This is a genomic window from Marinobacterium sp. BA1, from assembly GCF_041155135.1.
GTDB classification, from domain to species: Bacteria; Pseudomonadota; Gammaproteobacteria; order Pseudomonadales; family Balneatricaceae; genus Marinobacterium; species Marinobacterium iners.
The window spans coordinates 560,945-579,803 of record NZ_BAAFHC010000001.1 but is presented as its reverse complement, the minus strand read 5'-3'; the positions used below and the strand labels follow the sequence as shown (position 1 = coordinate 579,803).

Here is an 18,859-nt window from a genome sequence, read left to right as displayed (position 1 = left end):
CCTCTTAAATCTGAACGGCAGGCCTGCTCGCAGGCCTGCCGCCGGGTTCAACCTCGCTTAAGCTGTTCAATTGCTTCAAGCGAATCCCGTACCAGTGACGGCCCACGATAGATGAATCCGGTATAGATCTGCACCAGGCTGGCGCCCGCCTCGATTTTCTCGGCAGCATCAAAGCCTTCGGTAATTCCCCCCACACCGATGATCGGCAGAGCACCATCCAGATGTGAAGCCAGTGTCCTGATCACCTCAGTAGAACGATTGCGTACCGGTGCGCCACTCAAGCCACCCGCCTCATCCGACAGTGGGCTGTCTTCAACCCCCTCGCGTGACAGCGTAGTGTTGGTGGCAATCACACCATCCATCTCGTAGGTTTTGAGAGCGGTGGCTACAAGCCCCAGCTCTTCGTCATTCATGTCCGGAGCAATCTTGACCGCAATGGGTACATAACGTCCATGCAGACTGGCCTGCCTGGCCTGTTCGGTTTTCAGAGCATCCAGCAGACTGTTCAGCGAATCTCCGAACTGCAGTGTACGCAAGCCCGGCGTGTTGGGCGATGAAACATTGACCGTAATGTAGCTGGCACGGGAATACACTTTGCGCATGCAAACCAGATAGTCCTGATCCGCCTGCTCGTTCGGAGTATCCTTGTTCTTGCCGATATTGATGCCCAAAACACCCTTGTACCGGCTGCGATCAAGATTCTTCAACAGCTGATCAACGCCTGCGTTGTTGAACCCCATACGATTGATAATGGCATCGTGCTCCGGAATCCGAAACAGTCGAGGCTTTGGATTACCCGGCTGTGGCCTGGGAGTTACCGTACCCACCTCAATAAAGCCGAAGCCCATGGCAGCCAGGCCATCGACGGCGGTACCGTTTTTGTCCAGACCCGCCGCAAGCCCAACCGGGTTGGGAAAGCGAATGCCCATCACCTTGGTTGGCAGCGAAATTTGCTGAGCACCCAACAGGCGAGGCAAACCCAGAGAGGCAGCAAGGTTCATACTACCCAATGCCAGTTCGTGCGAGGTTTCGGCGTCCAGCCTGAACATGAGTGCGCGTGCGAGGTCGTAGAGCATGAGAGTCACTGAGGTGGTTATAAACTGAGGCCACATTATAGGCGAGCGGCCGGGTTATGAACACCATTCAACTCAAGCGCTGGATATCCTCCAGTTTGCCTGCGTCACTGAAGCGGATGCGAAAGGTGCCCCTGATGCCTTCATGCAGCAGCCAGGGGCGCAGAATATTGGCCGGGAACTGTACTCGACGACCGTCCCGGGCGCGGGTTGATACCACCCGGGACGGGCCCCGATACACTTTCAAGAATTCTTCACTGCTGATCCTGAGATCAACAATTATTTCGTTCATCTAGCCACTGGATTCCGTCAAGCTACTGCAGCGGGCCAGATCGGCCAGCTCTCGTGTGGCGACAGTATACATTGCGTAATCCTGAACACTGGCATTTTTCAACTCGGTCAAAATGTTAAGCCAGCGCTCCACATGCGGCTGATTCTGCTCCTGCCAGGCATCCAGGCGCGCTTCCAGCCCCGACTGGTCCAGCTTGCCTTTTGGGGCAAACAGGGTCGCAATCAGAGCGCGTTGCTGAGTATCCAGATCATCACGGAAACTGTCCCGCGCAAGAGCCTGCCAGTAGCTGTTCACATCCAGATCGTTTAGCTGAGTGCTGAACCATTGCAACTCAAGCGCATCACCCATGCTGAAATGTGCTTTTGCTGCCAGTTCTACAGACACTTCGCAGTCATGCGCCACTTCTATGATGCCCAGCAGCGGATACAATGCTCTTGAGCCAGCGACACGCTGCGCCAGCTTCTCGGGAACGCCTGCATCGACATAACGGTCATGTGCACTCTGCCACACTTCCAATGGCTGCCCACTCAGCAGGTTGCCCAGCTCAGGCACCAATTTCACCAAGCAGGGGCTAAAATGTTCGGCTTCCTTGGCGCAGTCGAGCGTACCTTGACGGTTACGAACAAACCAGCGCGTCACGCGCCGAATCAAATGCTGCAAATCATGCATCATCTCAAGCTGCACATCGGCCTTAACCTTGTAATCAAGCCCTTCAATCTCTTGCCACAGCGGCTTCAGATTGAAAATATCCCGAGCCAAAACATAGGCACGTACCACATGCTCTATGTCGGCTCCCGTAGAGGTCAGCAAGCGATCAACAAAATTGATGCCCATAAGATTGACCATTTGATTTGCGATCTGAGTGGCAATAATCTCGCGGCGCAGTCGATGTTCATTGAGGGCATCAGAATAGGTTTTGCAGATTCGTGCAGGAAAGGCCGTGGCCAGCTCTTGCGCCAGATAGGGATCATCCGGCACCGTAGACGCCAGTAACAGCTCCTTGAGATCAGCCTTACTGTAGGAAACCAGCACTGACAGTTCCGGTCGACTGAACCCCTGACGATTGTTCTGCCGGTCGGCCAACTGTTCATCTGTCGGCAGGAATTCCAGCTTGCGTTTGAGTTTCCCCTGAAATTCCAACGCATTGATAAAGCGCCTGTACTCAGCCATGGAGCTTGCAGAACGCGCCTCCGCCAGTGAAATTGCCTGTACCTGACGGTAGTTGTTCTGTAGCACCAGCTCCGCGACATCATCAGTCATGTCACTGAGAAGCTTATTACGCTGGCGTGCGGTCATATCACCACTGGCCACCAGCTGATTCAGCAGAATCTTGATATTCACTTCGTGGTCGGAGCAGTCAACGCCACCTGCGTTGTCAATGAAATCGGTATTAAGGCGGCAGCCATTGCATGCCAGCTCCATACGCGCACGCTGGGTCAGCCCCAGATTACCCCCTTCTCCAACCACGCGCGCGCGGACCTGCGGCGCATCGACTCGCAGGCCATCATTGGCCTTGTCACCCGCATCGGCATGAGCTTCATCGCTGGCCTTGATGTAGGTACCGATACCACCGTTCCAGATCAGATCCACCTCGGCACACAGCAGGGCCGAGATCAGCTCATTGGGTGTAACTCGGCTTGAAGTCAGACCGGTCAACCGCTTGATTTCTGGCGTCAAACTGATCGACTTGGCGCTGCGATTAAAGATACCACCGCCTTTGGAGATCAATTTGGCGTCATAGTCCCCCCAGCCCGAGCGTGGCAGCTCAAACAGACGCTGACGCTCCTTGAATGAAGCCGCGGGGTCCGGGTCAGGGTCGATGAAAACATGCAAATGATTGAACGCGGCCACCAATTTGATCTGATCCGAGCGCAGCATGCCGTTACCAAACACATCGCCAGACATGTCACCGATCCCAATGCATGTGAACGGCTCTTTTGCCGTATTCAGTCCCAACTCACGGAAATGCCGCTCTACCGATACCCAGGCGCCGCGTGCGGTAATGCCCATTTTCTTGTGGTCATACCCCTGACTGCCACCGGAGGCGAAGGCATCACCCAGCCAAAAATTGTAATCGGCGGCAATTTCATTGGCGATATCAGAGAACGTTGCAGTGCCCTTGTCCGCGGCCACAACCAGATAGGTATCGTCTTCGTCGTGGCGTACGACTGCCTTGGGAGGTACGACCTCACCCTCAATCAGATTGTCGGTTATATCCAGCAGGGCACGAATAAAGGTGCGATAACAGCTTACGCCCTCCTCCATCCAGGCTTCACGACTCATATCCGAATGCAGATGTCGCGCGACAAAGCCACCCTTCGCACCGACAGGAACAATAACCGCGTTCTTCACCTGCTGAGCCTTGACCAGCCCCAGCACCTCGGTACGGAAGTCTTCCAGGCGATCAGACCAGCGCAACCCGCCGCGGGCAACCTTGCCACCGCGTAGATGCACCCCTTCCACCCGCGGAGAATGCACATAAATTTCAAACAAGGGCCGAGGCTCGGGCACGTGAGGAATATCACGCGGCGAAAGCTTTAACGACAGATAGGGCTTGGGCTGACCACCAAGCTGCTGGTAGAAGTTGGTTCTTAATGTGGCACGTATCAGTGCCAGATACTGACGGATTGCCTGATCTTCGTTCAGACTGGCGACCTCTTCAAGCCCCTGAAGAATATCCGCTTCCAACTTGTCTTCCCGTTTGGGATCGGCCCTGTCAGGGTCGAAGCGTGCAGCAAACAGCTCCACCAACAGTCGTGCCAGCGCCACATGATGTTTGAGCGCCAGACTGATCGCTTCCTGACTGATCGGAAAGCGAATCTGTTTCATGTAGCCGGCATAGGCTCTCAGCAGCGCAACCTGACGCCAGTGCAGCTGCGCCCCAAGCACCAGCTTGTTGAAGTCGTCATTACCGGTATTGCCGTTCCAGATATTCAGGAAAGCATCTTCGAACAGGTTCTGCATAGTTTCGGCCGTAACCTGTTGTTTGCCGGTGTAGCGCAGATTGAAGTCGTGAATCCAGATACAGCGTCCGTCTGTTTCCACCTGGTAGGGGTGTTCATCGATAACTCTGAGACCCAGATTTTCCAGTACCGGCAGCACATCTGACAGCGGCAGCGCCTGTCCAAAATGGTAAAGCTTGAAGTTCAATTCATCTGGCTCACGCTCAAGCGCTTCATAAAAGCTCAGTGCAATCGGCGCGTCTTCGGTCAATCGACGGATATACTGAATATCGACCACCGCCGCACGCGGTGAAAAGTCCGCCCGGTAGCCCGCCGAAAAACCGCTGCAAAAATGGTTGTAGGTTTTTATTCCCTTTTCTTCACCCAGACTTTCGACCAGCGCCGCGTACAGCTCTTCGTTCCAGCTGCTGGCCGCCTGAGTGATACGCCGCTCAAGATCGACTACATCAAACTCTCGAGTAACTTCCTGATGGTTGCTGGTCCGCAGAATGAATTGGGTACGGGCCAGAACGGATTCGGAAAAATAGGTGGTGAATTCAGCCTGATCACAGCCCAGCTGTTGCTGCAAAATACGCTCAACACGCTGCCTGAAATCGGTGCTGTACACCTCACGCGGGGCATACACCAGCGCAGAGAAAAACTGGCCATAATAATCACGCCGCAGGAACAGCCTGATCTGACGTCGCTCATGAATCTGCAAAATCCCCATGGCGGTATCAAACAGCTCTTCAACACTTGCCTGAAACAAATCATCTCGCGGATGAATTTCGAGAATTTGTTTCAGCTCTTTCCAGTCATGCCCTTGCCTGTGCAGGCCTGAGCGTTCCATGACTGCGTTGATCTTGCGCCTGACGACAGGAATATCGGTGGCGCCATGCAGATAGACCGATGACGTATAAAGTCCCAGAAAACGTGACTCACCTACCAGCTGCCCCTCGGCATCAAACCGTTTGATGCTGATGTAGTCAGGGTAGGCTGGCCGATGCACGCGTGAGCGCCGGGATGACTTGGTAAATGACATCAGATCAGGAATCAGCGTAAACCCGCCATCCTCTCGATCACCTGATGGCAGCACACCCGGATGGCAACTGCCATCCTGCTGTTTAAACAGACCCAGGCAGCTGTCGCATACTGGCTCCAGCTGGCGGCTTTTGCCTTCGCCGGTCAGGGTCAGTTCATCGTATCCTAGAAAGGTGAAATGGTTTTTCAGCCATGAAATAAAGTCGCGGGCTTCAACAACATCCTCTTCTTCCAGTCCCTCGGGAATCTTTTGATATTCTTGAAGCAGCTCATGCGCCTTGGCCAGCATGGCATCAAAGTCCGTTACCGCTGCCTTGACTTCACCCAGCACCTCAAGCAAGCCCTTACGCAGCTCTTCCAGCTGAGCCGGATCCGTATGACGATCCACTTCAATGACAACCAGCGATTCGGGTTCACCGCCCTTGCACGCCACATTACGCGGCTGTAATTCCTGCAGCTCACCTTTCTTCTTGTCCCGGCGGATGCTGAAAACCGTATTGATGATCGCGTGAATGGTAAGGTTTCGACGGTTCAGCTCCATCCTCAGCGAGTCAACAATAAAGGGCATATCCGGCTGCATTACCTCGATAACGGTGTGGGTCGACTGCCAGCCATGCCGTTCAAAGTCAGGATTGAACACCCTGACCTTGATCTCTTCACTTGCAGAACGCTGCTGCAGAAAGTGCCAGATCGCCAGTGTGGCACCATAAAGATCATCGAGGCGCCAGCTGCCAAGATCCTGATCTGCCGCATGGGCAAAGAAGTGATCAACGAAGCTTCCAAGTGGTGCTGCCCGCTCCTTGGGCAACCGCTGCCGAATGGTCGCTTTAAGTTGCTGCATGAGTTCGGTTTTGCTGTCTGCACGTTGCCGGGACATATAGATCCTCAATTATTCTATTCCGCAAACAAGCTGAGCTTTTCGCTTTATCAGCTACTGATGTTCTTCATAATAGACGCTCAAAACGGATCAATCTAAGTCAATACACATGTTGATATTCAAGCCACATCAAAGCCTAAACTGGTGATCATATAAAACCCGCCTGTTTTCAGCGTCTGCTACATCCATCAATGTAAACGCAACACTGTCACCGGGCTTGCGCTGGGAGAGTTTGGCAAGGTCCAGCGAAAACACGCAGCCGATTTTGGGATATCCACCAATTGTCTGCCGATCTCGCATCAACACAATCGGCTGGCCGTCCTGAGGAATCTGTATGGCTCCCAGAGCAATACCCTCGGAAATAATGCCGGACTGTTCACTGATGACCGCCTCTCCTTTAAGCCGGTACCCCATTCGATCAATATTGGACGTAACCATATAATCACTGCTGAAAAACTTCATGCGCTGCACTGTTGAGAAGCACTCAAACTGATAACCCGGTATTACCCCCAACAGCAGAGGCGCGCCATAATCCGGTACAGCCCAGTCAGGCATGTGACGCAAGGCATTTGGGTGAGGAGATGTGGACTGAAGAGTGTCTCCCTTTTTCAGCGACTGACCACTCCCATCCAGGCCGCCGACCTTTTCACGGACCACCGTTGCCACACTGCCAAGCCGAGGCTCGGCCTTAATGCCACCGGGCATGGCTATGTAGGCCCTCAACCCGCTGACCGGGGTTGCAAAGCTCAGCCGATCCCCCGCGCTTACCTGACAGGCCCGCCAAGGCAACAGCGGTTTACCGTTCAGGGTGGCCCCCAGGTCTGCACCGGTCAGGGCGATGGTCACGTCAGCCTGCGCTTCAAGCACGACCAATCCATAGGTGATTTCCAGGGCAGCCGCTCCTCTCGTATTGCCCAGCAACCAGTTGGCCCAGTCAAAGGCGTACTCATCCATGGGACCGCCCGTTGTCACTCCCAAATGCTGAAAACCCTTGCGACCACCATCCTGAATCAACGCCATGGCACCGGGATCAATCACCTTAAAGCTCATCCAACTGCCCTCCCATCTCCAGAAACGTGTCGCGATCAATCGGCTCAAAGCGAACCCAGTCTCCAACCTTTACCCGTGTCAGGGTGTCACGGCTCCAGTCGATCATGTCCAGTGGCGTTCGGCCGATGATCTGCCACCCGCCGGGTGTTTGAGTCGGATAGATGGCCGTCTGGTTATCCGCGATACCCAGGCTGCCCGCGGGCACCTTGAGTCTCGGTGTGGCTTTTCGTGCAACCCGGAGTGCCTCGGGGGTATTGCCCAGATAGGCAAAGCCCGGGCTGAAGCCAATGGTGTAGACACGATAACGCTGTTCGGAGTGCAACCGGATCGCCTCATCCGTGCTGAGCTGACACTCCCGGGTGATCTGTGCCATATCCAGCGCCGCTTCGGGGCCATAATAGACCGGCAACACAATCTCATCGGCGTCCAGTTCCTGAGCGGCCAGACTTTGCATCTGGCGTACCGCGGCATTCAATCGCGACTCAATCGCGAATCGGTCTGCCTGTTGCAGGTCAAAATTGACCAGCACACTGGTATAGGACGGAATGATATCGATCAGACCTGGCCCCAGAGTCGCGCGAATGCTGTGTGTCAACTGCGCCACGCGAGCCGCTACCGCGTCGCTGATTTCGTCACCCAGATAAATGATCCAGGTGTTCTCGTTAACAGCCTGCATCCGAATCATGAGCCCACAACCTCACGTATATGACGCGCCGCTGCAACCGCATGTTCACTGTCGCCGTGGATACAAATGGTATCGGCCTTGATCGGGATCCGATGCCCTCCCAACGTTGTGACGGTTCCCTGCTCAACGATCTGAAGTACCTGAGCCTCAATCGCTTCTGTCGTGGTATGGACGGCACCGGGAAGGTGTCGACTGGCAAGGCGACCATGGTCGTCATAGGCCCGGTCCGAGAAAGCCTCAAACCAAACTTCCAGCCCATAATGGCCAGCCCGCCTTCGAATATCATCAGCCTCCGGCGTTGCCATCACCACCAGCGGGCAGTCTATCGAGTAGTCTGCGACGGCCTGCATCAATGCATCCAGTGTCTGCTGATCAACCATCATACGATTGTAAAGGGCACCATGAGGTTTGACGTACTGAATCCGAGTCCCGTTGACTCGACAGATGCCATCCAGCGCCGCCAATTGATAGACCGTCATCAAGCGCAGCTCGTCGGCCATCAACACCATGTCTCGACGCCCGAATCCAAGCAGATCGGGATACCCCGGATGGGCCCCCACCATCACCCCTGCCGCGCAAGCGAGTCTTACGGTCGCGTCCATCGTCTGGGGGTCTGATGCGTGATAGCCACAGGCAATATTCGCCATATCAATATAGGGCATCACGTCCGCATCCATGCCTTTGCTCCATGAGCCGAAACTCTCACCCATGTCACAATTGAGCTTCATCTCTGATCTCCAGCTGTAAAAGGTCCCTGCAACCGATAAGGTCGCAGTTGCGAAAACTGTTTTGGATAACCATCAAGCCCGCCCGGGTAACTCCCCCAGACGGGCAACGTCGTACACTAGCGCTGTGTCATAGTCGTCGGCAGATAGGTGACAATCTCCGGGAACCAGTAGATCAAGACGATCGCCAGCAGAATCAACAGGAAGAAAGGCAGGGCCGCTTTGGCCACATAGAGAATGTTTTTGCCGGTCAGTGCCTGAATCACGAACAGGTTGAATCCGACAGGAGGAGTTATCTGAGACATCTCGACCACCAGGACGATGTAGATGCCAAACCAGAGCAGATCAATGCCGGCCTGCTGCACCATCGGCAGAACAACCGCAACCGTCAGCACGACAACCGAAATGCCATCAAGGAAACAGCCGAGAATTACGAACAGGACGGTCAGGTAAATCAGCAGTTCAAACGGTGTCAGCCCCAATGTGCCGATCCACTCGGTCAGCGCACGCGGAATACCCAGGAATCCCATTGCCAGGGTGAGAAAATGTGCGCCTACAAGAATCAGGCCGATCATGCAGGAGCTTTTGACGGCACCGAGCAGACTCTGCTTGAAACTTTCAAGACTCAACGAACCTGTCACGGCCGCCAGTACCAGTGCGCCAAAAACGCCCAGAGCTGCAGCCTCTGTCGGGGTCGTAAATCCACCATAGATGGAGCCCAGTACAAAACCGATCAACCCCATGATCGGCAACAGCTTTCGCAGTGCCGCGACCTTGGCGGCAAGGGACACCTGATCGCGGGTATGCTCAGGCAGTTCATCCTTGTGCATCATGGCCCAGACCATGGTGTAGCCCATAAACAGCACAACCAACAGCAGGCCCGGCAATGCGCCGGCAATAAACAGTCGTCCGATCGATACTTCCGCAGCCACGCCATACACTATCAGGATGATGGACGGCGGTATCAAAAGCCCAAGCGTACCCGATCCGGCCAGTGTACCCACTGCCATACGGTCGCTGTAGCCCTGAGCCTTAAGCTCTGGCAGGGTCATGCGTCCGATGGTGGCGGCTGTGGCGGCCGATGAACCGGAGACGGCCGCAAAGATGCCACAACTGAGTACATTCACGTGCAGCAGTTTGCCCGGCAACCCGCCGAGCCAGGGGGCAAGCCCCTTGAACAGATCAGATGACAGGCGGGTTCTGAACAGCACCTCCCCCATCCAAATGAACATCGGCAACGCAGTCAATGACCATGCCGTACTGGCACCCCAACTTGAAGTACCAAAGAGCAGGCCAATTTGTTCATTGCCGGACAGCATCAGCCCGAGAACCGCCACCCCTACCAGCGCAAGCGAAACCCAGACACCCAACGCAAGCATCAATAACATGCTGATCGCGAGGACAATCGATAACGTCATCGGCTCCATCAGATTTCCTCCAGGTTAATTTCATCTTCAGCGCCGATGTAATCCGGAAGGTCGCCCCTGAGCACTGCAATCAATGCATCCAGCACCGCCAGCGCCAGCGCTGAAGCGCCCACTCCCAGCGGCACCTGAGGTGCCCACAGTGGCATGGCGATGTAACCGTGTGTCATCTCTTCAAAGACGTAGGACTCCCACACCATGAACCAGCAGTACCAGGTCATGAAACCGCTCAGAGCAAGCCCAAACAACAGAACGCTCAGTTCCTGCAGCCGACGCCAGTGGCGCGGCAGGCGCTGAATGGCCAGCGTAACCCGGATATGGCCACCTTCTCGAAAGGTGTAGGCAAGACCAAAGAAGATGGACGCCGCCAGCGCGTAGCCCGCAAAGTCTTCAGCCGACGGAATAATGAATCCGAAAAATCGGCCGACAATCTGCGCCAGTATCAGCACCATGATGGCAACGATGCAGGCTCCAGACAGGTAACCGGATGTCAGATATAGGTTTTCTTTTAATGCTGACATGGAAAGTGCCTCATCATTGGGCCCCCTGCAGTGCTCGGGGGCCCTTCGCGTTTACTGCTGATACTGCTTGAGAATCTTGCCCACTTCAGCAGGCGCTTCGGCTTCCCACTCCTTGATCATGATGGCACCGATTTTTTCCAGCTCTCTCATCAACTCAGCGGAGGGTTCACTGACGACGATGCCGTTGGCGGCCAGGGTTTCAGTATCCTGTTTGGCTGTTGCTCGCACGCCTTCCCAGCCCTTGCGCTCTGCATTTTCAGCAGCCGCCAGGATGATCTGTTGAGTGTCCTTGTCGAGGCGACGGAACGCACGCTTGTTCACGACCACAATGTTTTTGGGAATCCAGGCGCGGATATCGGTGTAATGGGTTAGATAGTCCCACGCCTGGCCATTTGCACCTGTTGAGGGGGATGTGATCATGGCATCGATGATCCCGGTACTGAACGCCTGTGGGATTTCAGGCACCTGCACCGTTGTCGGTGAGGTATTCATCAGGTCTGCCAGACGCGAGGTTGAAGGACTGTAGGCACGCATTTTGGTTCCCTTCAGGTCTTCCAGTGTGTTAACCGGAAACTTGGTATACAGGCTCTGTGCCGGCCAGGGGACTGTATACAGCAACTGCATACCCTCTTTGTCCAGCAGCTTTTCGATTTCGGGCTTGGCTGCTTCCCAAAGTCTCTTGGAGTCATCGAAGTTGGTGGCCAGGAAGGGGATATTGTCGTGCTTGAAAACCGGGTGGGTATTACCCATCACACCGATGAACACCTCACCCAACTGTACCTGCCCTGTTCTGACAGCACGCGGGATTTCGGGATGCTTGATCAACGAGGCACCTGAATGCACATTGATATCGATCTGACCGCTGCTTTTTTCACGAATCTCGTCAGCAAATTCATAGGCTATTTTGGTGGGCAGGTTGGCATCGCCATACGGGGTTGGCATATGCCATGTGTCTGCCTGCACCGCAGTGCTCATGGCCCCTGCAAGGGCAACAATACCAGCAATCTTCTTCAACATGATTGGATCTCCACGTGTTATTGTTTCAGCCTAGAGAACGGCCAGCTCATCGTTGAGCCTGTCAGTCACCAGCATTTTGCCGGGGACGTGTGTAATGCACAGCGGTGGCCTTGCATTACGGATAGCGACCTGCGGCGTCACACCACAGGCCCAGAAAACGGGAATTTCATCCTCTCCTACCGGCACACTGTCTCCGAAATGAGGCGATGTCAGATCATCAATACCGATCAGATCCGGTCGCCCGATGTGGATCGGGGCGCCATGTGCCTTCGGCAGGCGGGTTGTCACTTGTATGGCACGAATTGCATCGGCCGGTGAAAACGGCCTCATGGTTACAACCGTATTGCCGTGAAAGCGTGTACTGGGTGATGTTGGGAGGCTGGTTTCATACATGGACACATTGCGACCGAGGTCAATATTACGCACCGACAGTCCTGCACGCTGCAACGCCTCTTCGAAGGAGAAGGAGCAGCCCAATACAAAGGTCACCATCTGTTCATTCCACAGGTCAGCAATGTCAATGGCCGTATGCGTCAGCTCCCCATCAACGAACACGTTGTACTCGGGCACATCGCAACGGATATCAATATCGTTGCCCAGCTCTGGCAACAGGGGCTCACCGGGCCGCGACACTGCAATCAGCGGGCAGGAAACGGGGTTGAGCTGGCAGAAGTAGAGGAAGTCCTGCGCCCAGTCTGACGGCAAAATCACCACATTGCCCTGAATCAGCCCCGGGGCGAAACCACTGGTACTGCCGGTAAACTCACCGACTCGAATCTTGTGGCGCAGTGTATGCGCCGTCTCCAGCAAACCCTGCTTATAGTTGGAAACCGCCTGCCTGTTCATGCCTGACCTCTCGTTAAGGACAATCGGTGTTTTACTAAGACTAATCGAGAGGGTAAAAAAGTCTAATTATGGTTTTTTCTATTTAATGATAAAAAAAATTTATATAGTTTCATCTGCATAGGCTTCTGAAACCACCACCGCCAGTTCCGCTGCCCGTTCGGCAATCGGGCTGTAGGGCACCGCCGAGTAAGATGCCGTAAATGTCAGTTCTGAAGGTGTCCAGGTTACATGCAGGCGGGTGATGATCCCCTTTTCAAGCTCTTCAGTGATCATCCGGTAGGGCAAGGTTGAAATGCCAACCCCGTCAACCGTGAGTCGATAGCAGGCAGCAAGCGAACTGGAGGACATGAAGCGTACCGGCGCACCATCAATGGCGCGAAAGCGTTGACTGATTTCGGCAAACGGCTTGGTATTGCGTGCATAGGTGATAATGGGCCACTGAGCCAGCTCTTCGATATACAGCAAACGATCCGGGAGTTTGAGCGCTGGGCTGGCAATCCAGGCCAGCGGAAAACTGCACAGTGAAAGGTTGGCAATACTGGGATCCGAAATCGGTCCCATCAAAAAGGCAAGGTCAATTGATCGGTCGAGCAGACCGGCACGCAAATTACTGGTGACATCGACTGTCATTTCCACCTCGAGGTGAGGCATCTCATTATTCAAGCGACGAAGAAACTCGGGTAGCCATGTGTGTACAATTGTTTCAGAAACACCCAGCCGCAATATACCGGATACCCCCTGTACATTATTTGCACGTTTTTTGAGCTGTTCCTGCATATATATTATTTTTTCGGCATACGGAAGCAATTCCTTACCTTTTGCAGTGAGGGCCACAGGCCCCGGACCCATTTCTCGCTCAAACAGTTTGACACCCAACTCATCCTCAAGAATCGCAATACGGCTGGAGATCGCAGGCTGAGTGGTATGCTGGCGTTCAGCGGCCTTTCGAAAACTGCCAAGAGTGGCTACCCAAACAAAAGTTTCCAGTCGTTTAAAATTCACGCTGCATTTTCCATGATATTAAGAAACCGCTTAGTGATTAGCACATAATTTCCAGATAAGCCATTCTCGTACAGAAAACCCCATAATCCTCTCAATATATAATATTGATCTGGTCTGTATCATGATCGATAATCACAAGGGATTATCATCATTTATCTTCTGCACCATCATGGAGCTGTGGATGCGTTCATTGCTGGCATTGCTGTTACTGCTGAGCTGTTCATTGCCAGCCTGGGCTGAAGTGCGCGCCTCGCTCGACCGCTACTCTCTAACGGCCGCCGATGTACTGACCCTGACACTGGAAGCAACGGATCAGCTGGAGCAACGCCCTGATCTGACTCCACTTGAAGGAGACTTCAGTGTACTCAGCAGCCGCAAGGTCATCATTTCCAGCCACTCCTCCTCCAGCCGTGCCGTACGAACGCGCTGGGAACTGCAATTGCGTCCTCGCACCACGGGCAAAATCCGGATTCCGCCCCTGCGACTGGGTAGCGATCTGAGTGCCTCCATGGAAGTTGAGGTAACAGGTAACCTCGCTCCGACACGGAACCGCGGCAACCTGTTTATGGACAGCCTACTGAGTCAGGATCAGATCTACAGCCATGCTCAGCTGCTGTATACCGCGCGGGTATTTCATACAGAACCACTGCCTGAATCAGCCCGGTTCCAGCCTCCCCAACTGCCCGAGGCGCTGGTCATACCACTGACGGAAAAGCGCAGTTACGAAACCGATCGCGGTGGCGAAAGTTGGCAGATTACCGAACAGGCCTTTGCGCTTTTTCCTTCAAACGAGGGCTTGCACACCCTGCGAGGAGCACGGCTGGTTCTTGACGATGATAGCGATGTTACCCCAAATGCGATTGCACTGGCCCCCGTGGAAAGTTTCGAGATAGAGGTACTGCCACAGGCACATCACAGCCAGCGTGGCTACTGGTTGCCAGCAGAGCGGCTCAGCTTCGAGGAACAGGCTCCTCTGCCTGACAGCCTGCAACCTGGTGAAAGCTTTGTCCGCGAGATCAGCCTGACAGCACTTGGCCTGCCCGCCGATGCCTTGCCCTCCCTGTTTGTTGCAGAGCTGGACTCAGCATTTGCCCGTACTGAAGATGTCAGCCTGACGGAAACGGCAACCCCGCAGGGGCTGGTGAGCACTCGCACGGAAAGGATCTTGATTGAGCCGTTGGGTGAAGGCGGGCTGGTTCTGCCCGCCATCGATATTCACTGGTGGAACACACTCAGTGACAGAGGGCAAATTCTGACGCTGCCCGGCAGACAGCTGGAGATCGACATGGTGTCCTTGCCACCCGTTACAGACTCAAGCACGCCCGTAGCCCGAGACGCTACCAACCCGAGCAGCCCTTCGCGGATCCTGGTCGCAGGTCTTGGGCTACTGAGCATCATCAGCTCTCTGGGCTGGCTTTACAGTTGGCATCAGCTGCGCCAGCTGCGTAACCGTGACAAGGCTGCCAGCCAGGAAGTGCAGGCAGCGCAGGCAGCGCAGTTGCACCGGTCACACCAGCAGGCCGAGCGCAACACCTTTCAGGCACTGGCCATTGCCTGCCAGCAGAACGATGCCGGCAGCACTCAACAACGTTTGATCGATTGGGGACAGCAATTCTGGCTTGATCACCATGTGCACTCCCTTACGTCCCTGTGCGAAGCGGCAGGTAGCCAGGCGCTGGACTTTCTAATTATGGATCTGGAACACCACCTGCGCCACGAACCAACATTGTGGCAGGGTGACCTGTTACTTGAAGCACTGGAAACGATGCGTCGCAGACGTCTGCGCAACGCGGAGCCGAGTGTGGACTCTCGCGAACAGGATCTTCTGATGGTGTCCTGAGGCCCTTACCTCATTTCATATCCAGCACCTTTCGCAGTGCGTCCTCCAGCCGTGGTTGCTGAAACTCGTAGCCGGCGGTGTGGAGGTTTTCAGGTACAACTCGCTGGCCTTCCACCAACAACTCACTGGCCTCGCCCAGCATCAGTTTCATTATCGTCGCGGGTACACGCATAAACGCAGGTCGATGCAAAACACGCGCCAATGTTCGACTGAACACTTCATTAGGCACCGGCTCTGGTGCAGTCAGGTTAAACGGACCGTGGAGAGAAGGATTGTCCAGCAAATAAATAATGGCACCCACCTCATCATCCAGATGGATCCAGGACATCCACTGTTTGCCATCACCAATGGGACCACCCAGACCCAGCCGGAATGCTGGCAGCATTTTTGACAGCGCCCCACCTTCTGGTCCCAGCACCACTCCAGTCCTGATCAGACAGACACGTACACCGAATGATTCAGCCTCAAGGGCAGCCTGCTCCCAGTCACGACAAAGCTCATGGGCAAATCCGGGCATGGGCTCAGCATTTTCCTCCAGCACTTCATCAGCATGACTGCCGTAATAGCCAATAGCGGAGCCGCTGACCAGAACAGCCGGTGGCTGTGACTGTTGTCGCATCCAGTTCACCAGTGCATCGGTCAGCTGGATACGACTGTCACGCAAAACTTGCTTGCGTGCATCACTCCAGCGTTTATCGACAATTGGTGCCCCCGCCAGATTGATGACCGCATCAACCTGGCTTTCAATTTGATGCAAAGCCCCTACAGCCTGTACTCGCTTGCGTGCAGGCAAGGCCTCCGGCGCCCGGCTGAGGATGATGACATCATCTCCACGGGCGATGAGGGCCGTACTCAGGGCCTGTCCTATAAACCCGCTACCACCTGTAATCAATACACGCATTTTTTATTCTCCGTGCGGCTTTGGGTTAAACTTACGCTCCCAATACCGGATCAGATCTGATGTATAGAGGTTAGCACAACATGTTTACTGGCATTGTTCAGGGCACCGCCGAGGTTATCGCCTGCCGTCGCCACGAAGGTTTCATGCAACTGGAACTGGAGCTGCCACCTGCCCGTGCAAGCGCCCTGGAGACCGGTGCCAGCATTGCAGTTAATGGCACCTGCCTGACCATCACTTCGTTCAAGGGTCGCCATGTCTGCTTTGACTTGATTGATACCACGCTAGAGTTGACCAACTTGGGTGAGCTGAAACCCGGCGACCGAGTCAACTTTGAGCGTGCCGCCCGCATTGGTGATGAAATAGGCGGCCACCTGATGTCCGGACATATCTTGTGCTGCGCACGCATCAGCCGAATCGAAGCAAGCGAGCACAACCACCATATTCACTTTGAAATTCCACAAGCCGCGGCCCCCTACCTGCTCCCCAAGGGGTTTGTCGGTCTGAACGGCTGCAGCTTGACACTGGCCGAGGTCGATAACCAACGGGGTGAGTTCGGTATATCATTGATACCGGAAACCCTGTCGCAGACAACGTTCGGCAGCCTGCAACCGGGCGACAGGGTCAATCTGGAGGTCGATCCGCAGACTCAGGCAATCGTCGATACGGTCAAGCGTTATTTGGTACAGCGCGGCTAGTGCGCCGCACCGTTACGGTTCATGTCTTCCATCAATGCGCGATAGAGATCACGATACTCGGCAGCCTGCTTTTCACCGAAAAGCGGGTCTTCAGGCAACGGCAACGCTTCTTCAAGCTGTTGCCAGTCAGTATCACCGGCCAATTTGCGAATACCGGGGAACAGTTCTCGCTCTTCAAAATCCAGATGCTGGCGCTCGGTACTGACAAACTCATCCAGCTGATCGGTGAACCGATCCATCGGCATCACGGCGTCATGCAGGATCGCATCAATGGACTCGGCCAAGTCATGAGACAGTTGTTTCAGCTTTGCGTGTTCGGCTTCACACTGGTCAAAACCCTTGTCCAGGTCAGCATCACGGCCACGGAAGTGTTCGTACATCACATCTTCACGCGGGTGGTGATGCTGGTCGGCATAGCTGCCGACATACGCCACCACGTCCGCCATCAATGAAAAGTTCGGGTGATTGCCTTCACGCAACCGCTCTACTTTCAGCGTCAGTATTTCGAGCAGACGGTTCAGGTTGATATGATCCTGATGCAGTTCTGACAGAATTGTCATGTTGGTGTCTCCGCTACAGCTTGCTTTACTTCACTATAGACGAGTCTCATTGCCTCATCTTGACAGGGATCAAGCTTAACCAGTGCGGTAGACGAAGGTTGATCAGTGACCGTTGCCGTTGCTGCTGTCGATATCAAGCAGATCCAGCAACATACCCAGCTTGTGCTCGATATCCTGCAGCAGGTGCTGCCCCTTGTCATTGATGACCGGAGCAATACTGTTTTCAAGCTGCACGATGCCATCCTGACTTTGCCGCAAGGCCTGCATCAAATTGCGTGAGCGTTTCTTGTTGCTGTCGGTCAGTTGTTCAATACGTGACAGGGTGCGCTGCAACTGATGATCCAGCTCATGTAAACGCTCGCTCACGCCCAGCATGCCATCACTGAGGGCGTGACTGACACTGCCAAGCTGATGTTCCAGTTGCTGGACGGCATGACGAAAGCGGGACAGAAACTGCTCGCCTTCTCGTTCCATGAAAATAGCCAGCAACTCTTCCGGCAGCATGGCTCGGTTACGACCATCGGTACGGATAGAGTATTCGCCGCGTTGGGTACAGTAGGGCTTATTCTGCCCAGGGGGAATCTCGACCCGAAAGATGGGCCTGGAAGCCGAGAGGTTTTCGGTAAAAATATGGATATCAACGTTAGGTATACAGCCGGTGGCCTTGTTGACCAGCGTTAGCCTGGCTTTGTCGTCCACTTCACAGCCGACTACCCTGCCACGCTGCACACCGTCTTCAGTGGTGTACTCATCGATGCCGATCAACAATGTGCCACCCAATGCCGTATTGGCGAAGGCAACAAGATCCGACGCCTTCACCGCCTGGGTTTCACGCTTGAAATCCACGTTCAGACCTTCCGGTAACGACAGAAGGTGGCGGGTGTGCTGGCTAAGGCGTCGGTACTCTCGCTGCATCGTATGGTGTCAGATCAGCGGTAAAGCTCTTCATTAAACGGATCGAGAGGCTGTGCCAGCTGGTCATCATTGCGTTGATACAGCACCCGGCTTTCAAACTTAAGCCCTTTGCTGGCAAACCAGCGCTCAATCCCTTCAACATTTTCCTCAACCTGACTCAGTCGATACCAGGCCGAAAGGATACGGTAGAAATAGAGGCCAAACAGACCAGCTGCAGCACCCAGAAAGAACTCGGAGCCCAGCGCAAACACCATCAACACCACACCTGCCACCCAGACCCTGCTGGCACGGGCATCCTTCAGTATTTCGTTCAGTACCTGGCACTGATCATGGAACTTCAGATAACGGCGGTAATTCTGCTGAAGATCAAATTTGTCACTGGCGTTCAGATACGGTTCCATCTACTTATCCTTCACGGTTTGTTGTTCCGGTTGTGTGCACCACCAAACGGGC

General features: G+C 54.5%; 17 protein-coding genes. 2 read left to right on the top strand and 15 right to left on the bottom strand.

What is annotated here, in order from left to right:
- Positions 1-47 precede the first annotated feature (47 nt).
- The 11 genes from ACAM29_RS02910 to ACAM29_RS02860 all read right to left on the bottom strand — a co-directional run bounded on the left by ACAM29_RS02910 (position 48) and on the right by ACAM29_RS02860 (position 13,495).
- A complete protein-coding gene (locus ACAM29_RS02910) occupies positions 48-1,076 on the bottom strand; it encodes a quinone-dependent dihydroorotate dehydrogenase (protein ID WP_206834689.1) in 1,029 nt (342 codons plus the stop codon).
- A 67-nt stretch (positions 1,077-1,143) separates the two neighbouring features.
- Complete coding sequence (locus ACAM29_RS02905; RefSeq protein WP_091823756.1) at positions 1,144-1,365, bottom strand: DUF2835 domain-containing protein; 222 nt, start codon at positions 1,363-1,365, stop codon at positions 1,144-1,146.
- The gene (locus tag ACAM29_RS02900; RefSeq protein ID WP_369623149.1) at positions 1,366-6,225 is read right to left on the bottom strand and encodes an NAD-glutamate dehydrogenase; all 4,860 of its coding nucleotides are present in this window, start codon (positions 6,223-6,225) and stop codon (positions 1,366-1,368) included.
- Between the two features lie 129 nt (positions 6,226-6,354).
- Positions 6,355-7,275, bottom strand: coding sequence for a biotin-dependent carboxyltransferase family protein (locus ACAM29_RS02895; protein ID WP_206834691.1), 921 nt, complete (start codon positions 7,273-7,275; stop codon positions 6,355-6,357).
- Positions 7,265-7,960: a 5-oxoprolinase subunit PxpB gene (gene pxpB / locus ACAM29_RS02890; RefSeq protein WP_242529974.1), complete on the bottom strand. Its 696-nt coding sequence runs from the start codon at positions 7,958-7,960 to the stop codon at positions 7,265-7,267. The genes ACAM29_RS02895 and pxpB overlap by 11 nt, the downstream gene beginning before the upstream one ends.
- Positions 7,957-8,688, bottom strand: a complete 732-nt coding sequence (locus ACAM29_RS02885; RefSeq protein ID WP_369623148.1) for a 5-oxoprolinase subunit PxpA — start codon at positions 8,686-8,688, stop codon at positions 7,957-7,959. The genes pxpB and ACAM29_RS02885 overlap by 4 nt, the downstream gene beginning before the upstream one ends.
- A gap of 116 nt (positions 8,689-8,804) precedes the next feature.
- Positions 8,805-10,112: a TRAP transporter large permease gene (locus ACAM29_RS02880; protein ID WP_206834693.1), complete on the bottom strand. Its 1,308-nt coding sequence runs from the start codon at positions 10,110-10,112 to the stop codon at positions 8,805-8,807.
- Complete coding sequence (locus ACAM29_RS02875) at positions 10,112-10,630, bottom strand: TRAP transporter small permease (RefSeq protein WP_369623147.1); 519 nt, start codon at positions 10,628-10,630, stop codon at positions 10,112-10,114. The genes ACAM29_RS02880 and ACAM29_RS02875 overlap by 1 nt, the downstream gene beginning before the upstream one ends.
- Before the next feature lie 51 nt (positions 10,631-10,681).
- Positions 10,682-11,647, bottom strand: coding sequence for a TRAP transporter substrate-binding protein (locus ACAM29_RS02870; protein WP_206834695.1), 966 nt, complete (start codon positions 11,645-11,647; stop codon positions 10,682-10,684).
- Between the two features lie 30 nt (positions 11,648-11,677).
- On the bottom strand, positions 11,678-12,493 hold the full coding sequence (locus ACAM29_RS02865) for a putative hydro-lyase (RefSeq protein WP_354405882.1): 816 nt from the start codon (positions 12,491-12,493) through the stop codon (positions 11,678-11,680).
- 99 nt (positions 12,494-12,592) lie between these two features.
- Complete coding sequence (locus ACAM29_RS02860) at positions 12,593-13,495, bottom strand: LysR family transcriptional regulator (RefSeq protein WP_369623146.1); 903 nt, start codon at positions 13,493-13,495, stop codon at positions 12,593-12,595.
- Positions 13,496-13,676: 181 nt separating this feature from the next.
- Here ACAM29_RS02860 and ACAM29_RS02855 point away from each other — a divergent pair, with 181 nt between their 5' ends.
- Positions 13,677-15,335, top strand: a complete 1,659-nt coding sequence (locus ACAM29_RS02855; protein ID WP_369623145.1) for a BatD family protein — start codon at positions 13,677-13,679, stop codon at positions 15,333-15,335.
- 10 nt (positions 15,336-15,345) lie between these two features.
- Here the strand turns inward: ACAM29_RS02855 and ACAM29_RS02850 are convergent, their stop codons facing one another.
- The gene (locus ACAM29_RS02850) at positions 15,346-16,236 is read right to left on the bottom strand and encodes a TIGR01777 family oxidoreductase (RefSeq protein WP_369623144.1); all 891 of its coding nucleotides are present in this window, start codon (positions 16,234-16,236) and stop codon (positions 15,346-15,348) included.
- A gap of 80 nt (positions 16,237-16,316) precedes the next feature.
- Between ACAM29_RS02850 and ACAM29_RS02845 the strand changes: the two genes are divergently transcribed.
- Positions 16,317-16,931 carry a riboflavin synthase subunit alpha gene (locus ACAM29_RS02845; RefSeq protein WP_369623143.1) on the top strand — a complete coding sequence of 205 codons (615 nt, stop codon included), beginning with the start codon at positions 16,317-16,319 and terminating at the stop codon, positions 16,929-16,931.
- On the opposite strand, the gene ACAM29_RS02840 is transcribed toward ACAM29_RS02845, so the two are convergent.
- The 3 genes from ACAM29_RS02840 to ACAM29_RS02830 form a co-directional block, all read right to left on the bottom strand.
- Positions 16,928-17,491 (bottom strand): hemerythrin domain-containing protein, encoded by a 564-nt coding sequence (locus ACAM29_RS02840; RefSeq protein WP_091823769.1) that lies wholly within the window; start codon positions 17,489-17,491, stop codon positions 16,928-16,930. The two genes, ACAM29_RS02845 and ACAM29_RS02840, sit on opposite strands and share 4 nt — an antisense overlap.
- A 102-nt stretch (positions 17,492-17,593) precedes the next feature.
- Positions 17,594-18,406, bottom strand: coding sequence for a helix-turn-helix domain-containing protein (locus ACAM29_RS02835; RefSeq protein ID WP_206834706.1), 813 nt, complete (start codon positions 18,404-18,406; stop codon positions 17,594-17,596).
- A gap of 14 nt (positions 18,407-18,420) precedes the next feature.
- Entirely contained in the window at positions 18,421-18,807 is a 387-nt protein-coding gene (locus tag ACAM29_RS02830) for a hypothetical protein (RefSeq protein WP_091823775.1), read from the bottom strand.
- Positions 18,808-18,859: the final 52 nt, after the last annotated feature.